Here is a 3,838-nt window from a genome sequence, read left to right on the forward strand (position 1 = left end):
GGCAACCTGGAGACCGTCGAGGACCTCATCCACCGCACGCGCCGCGTCGCCCACCTGGGCTGGCGCGTGGACGCGATCTGCACGATCGACGGCCGCGGCCGTTCGGGCACCTCGGTCGACGGCGTGCCCGTCGTCGGCCAGCTGCGCGAGCTCGCCGAGCACGTCCGCCGCGGCGGCTACCGCATCGTCGCCGTCACCCCCGACGCCTACTGGACACCTCGCCGTCTCCAGCAGCTCGCCTGGGCCCTGGAGGGGTCCGGTGCCGAGATGGTCGTCTCGCCCGGCCTCATGGAGGTCGCCGGCCCGCGTCTGCACATGAGCGCCGTGCTCGGCATGCCGTTGCTGCGCGTGAGCGAACCGGCGCTGAGCGGGTTCCGCCGTCTGGTCAAGGACGTCGTCGACCGCGTGGGCGCGTTCCTCCTCCTGCTCCTGCTGGCGCCGCTCATGTTCGCGGTCGCCGCCTTCGTGATGATCGACAGCCGCGGTCCCGTCTTCTACCGCCAGAAGCGGGTCGGCAAGGGCGGCGCGCCGTTCACGATCGTCAAGTTCCGCACCATGGTGACCAACGCCGACGCGTTGCGCGCCAAGCTCGCCACGGCCAACGAGGGCCACGGGCTGTTGTTCAAGATGAAGAAGGACCCGCGCATCACCAAGGTCGGCACGTTCCTGCGCCGCTACTCGATCGACGAGCTGCCCCAGCTGTTCAACGTCCTCGCGGGCAGCATGTCGCTCGTCGGTCCCCGCCCGCCGCTGCCGGAGGAGACCGCGAAGTACTCCTCGGACGTGCGGCGCCGCCTGCTGGTGAAGCCGGGACTGACCGGCCTGTGGCAGGTGAGCGGACGCAGCGACCTCTCGTGGGAGGAGTCGATCCGGCTCGACCTGCGCTACGTCGAGGACTGGTCGCTCGCGCTCGACCTCGTGATCATGTGGAAGACCTTCCGCGCCGTCTTCGGCGGCCAGGGGGCTTACTGATGGAGATCTCTCCTGTGGTTGGAATCGCTGTCATCGGTGCCGGGTACTGGGGCCCGAACCTCGTCCGCAACGCGCAGGCGACCCCCGCGCTGCGCCTGAAGTACCTGTGCGACCTCGACGTCGACAAGGCGCGCCGGGTGCTGGGGGAGTACTCGACGGTGCGCGCCACCGCGTCGCTCGACGAGGTGCTCGCCGACCCCGAGGTGCACGCGGTCGCCATCGCGACCCCCGCGGCCACGCACCTGCCCGTCGCACTGGCGGCGCTGGAGGCAGGCAAGCACGTCCTGGTGGAGAAGCCGCTCGCGGCCAACTTCTCCGACGGCCTCAAGCTCGTGGAGACCGCCGAGCAGCGCGGCCTCACCCTGATGCTGGACCACACGTTCGCCTACACGTCGTCCGTGCAGCACCTGCGCCAGATCATCCGCGCCGGCGAGCTCGGCGACATCCAGTACATCGACTCCGTGCGCATCAACCTCGGTCTGGTGCAGCCGGACGTCGACGTGCTGTGGGACCTCGCCCCGCACGACCTCTCGATCTTCGAGGCGATCCTGCCCGACGACGTCCACCCGGTGGAGGTCGCGGCTCACGGCTCCGACCCGATCGGCGCGGGCGTCGCGTGCGTCGGCCACCTCACGGTCCGCCTGTCCAACGGCGCGATCACGCACGTGCACGTGAACTGGCTGTCGCCCACCAAGATCCGCACGATGGTCATCGGCGGCTCGCAGCGCACGGTCGTCTGGGACGACAACAACCCGGCGCAGCGACTGTCCATCTACGACCGCGGCGTCGACCGTTCCGTGGAGCAGCAGAAGATCTCCTACCGCACCGGCGACATGGTCGCTCCGGCGCTGGTGGAACGCGAGGCGCTGCGCACGATGATGGCGGAGTTCGCCGCGTCCATCACCGAGAAGCGCCCGCCGCTGACCGACGGCCGCGCGGGTCTGCGCGTGCTGGCCGTGCTCGAGGCCGCGTCGGAGTCGTTGCGCTCCGGCGGCGTGTTCGTCCCCGTTCAACAAGTGGAAAGCAGGGTTTCCTGATGACGGCCCAGAAGGAGCTCGCGCAGCCGATCACCGGGCAGCGCGCTCTCGTCACCGGTGGTGCCGGCACGATCGGTTCCGCGGTGGTGGACCAGCTCGTCGAGGCCGGTGCGGCCGAGGTCGTCGTGCTGGACAACTTCGTGCGCGGCCGCCGCGAGAACCTGGCCTCCGCGCTGGAGTCCGGCGTCGTCCGCGTCGTCGAGGGCGACATCAACGACAAGGCGCTGGTGCGCGAGCTGACCGAGGGCATGGACCTCGTCTTCCACCTCGCCGCCATCCGCATCACGCAGTGCGCCGAGGAACCCCGTCTGGCGCTGGAGTGCCTGGTGGACGGCACTTTCACGGTCGTCGAGGCCGCCGCGGCCGCCGGCGTGAAGAAGGTCATCGCCTCGTCGTCGGCGTCGATCTACGGTCTCGCGGAGTCGTTCCCCACCGACGAACGGCACCACCCGTACAACAACGACACCTTCTACGGCGCCGCCAAGGCGTTCAACGAGGGCATGCTGCGCAGCTTCAAGGCCATGTACGACCTCGACTACGTGGCACTGCGCTACTTCAACGTGTATGGCCCGCGGATGGACGTCCACGGCCTGTACACCGAGGTGCTCATCCGCTGGATGGAACGCATCGTCGACGGCAAGTCGCCGCTCATCTTCGGCGACGGCGCCCAGACGATGGACTTCGTCCACGTGCACGACATCGCCCGCGCGAACATCCTCGCCGCCAAGGCACCGGTCACGGACACGGTCTACAACATCGCGTCCTCCCAGGAGACCTCGCTCAAGGAGCTCGCGCTCGCGCTGCTCGCCGCGATGGACTCCGACCTGCCGCTGGAGCACGGCCCCGAGCGCAAGGTGAACGGCGTCACGCGCCGGCTCGCCGACATCAGCCTCGCGGCGCGCGAGCTCGGGTGGAAGCCGGAGATCGAGATGGACGGCGGACTGCGCGACCTGGTCGCGTGGTGGCGGGCCGAGAAGGACGCCGCCGGGAAGACCGGCGCGTGACCCGCGGCCTCGGTGCCGCCGGCTCACCAGGCCGGGCGGTGCCGGGGTCGCACCCCCGAAGCCGCGGCCGCGCCGCCGCCGACACCCCCAGGTCGGCGGCGTCGCGGCCGCACCTGCACTCGCACGAAGTACGAAGCACGAACGTTCGCCCACCAGAAGAGGTAGAGCTGTGATCCCGGTTATGCGGCCGTTGCTCGGCGAAGAAGAGGCACAAGCCGCCGCCGAGGCCGTCAGGTCCGGCTGGGTGGCGCAGGGCCCGCGGGTCCGCGAGTTCGAGGAGGCCTTCGCGGCCTCCGTCGGCGCGGGCCACGGCATCGCCGTGTCGTCCTGCACCACCGGCCTGCACCTGGCCGTGCACGTGCTCGGCATCGGCCCAGGCGACGAGGTCGTCGTGCCGTCGCTGTCCTTCATCGCCACGGCCAACTCGGTCCGCTACACCGGCGCGACGCCGGTCTTCGCCGACGTCGAGCTCGCCACCGGCAACCTGACCGCGTCCACTGTGGAACCGGTCCTCACCGAGCGCACCCGCGCGGTCATGGTCGTCCACCAGGCCGGCGTGCCCGCGGACGTCGACGCGATCAAGGCGCTGTGCGAACCGCGCGGCATCGCGGTCATCGAGGACGCGGCCTGCGCGTCGGGTTCCACCTACAAGGGCGGGCCGGTCGGCGCGAACGCGCTGCTGGCCGCCTGGTCGTTCCACCCGCGCAAGCTCATCACCACCGGTGAGGGCGGCATGGTCACCACCGACGACCCCGAGTGGGTCGTCCGGCTCAAGCGGCTGCGCGAGCACGGCATGAGCGTGAGCGCCGCGGACCGCCACCACGG

4 protein-coding genes are annotated in these 3,838 nt (G+C 70.6%); all 4 read left to right on the top strand.

What is annotated here, in order from left to right:
- A partial coding sequence (locus VF330_RS06280) for a sugar transferase (protein ID WP_330850545.1) occupies positions 1 to 972 on the top strand: 972 nt, incomplete at its 5' end.
- 14 nt (positions 973 to 986) lie between these two features.
- Positions 987 to 2,009, top strand: coding sequence for a Gfo/Idh/MocA family oxidoreductase (locus VF330_RS06285; RefSeq protein ID WP_330850546.1), 1,023 nt, complete (start codon positions 987 to 989; stop codon positions 2,007 to 2,009).
- Positions 2,009 to 3,013 (top strand): NAD-dependent epimerase/dehydratase family protein, encoded by a 1,005-nt coding sequence (locus VF330_RS06290; protein WP_330850547.1) that lies wholly within the window; start codon positions 2,009 to 2,011, stop codon positions 3,011 to 3,013. The genes VF330_RS06285 and VF330_RS06290 overlap by 1 nt, the downstream gene beginning before the upstream one ends.
- A gap of 169 nt (positions 3,014 to 3,182) precedes the next feature.
- A partial coding sequence (locus tag VF330_RS06295) for a DegT/DnrJ/EryC1/StrS family aminotransferase (protein ID WP_330850548.1) occupies positions 3,183 to 3,838 on the top strand: 656 nt, incomplete at its 3' end.

The sequence above is a fragment of the Lentzea sp. genome, assembly GCF_036380075.1.
GTDB lineage: Bacteria > Actinomycetota > Actinomycetes > Mycobacteriales > Pseudonocardiaceae > Lentzea.

Excerpts from the sequence above, each read along its gene's own strand:
- VF330_RS06290 (WP_330850547.1), top strand. The coding sequence starts at position 2,009 with ATGACGGCCCAGAAGGAGCTCGCGCAGCCGATCACCGGGCAGCGCGCT.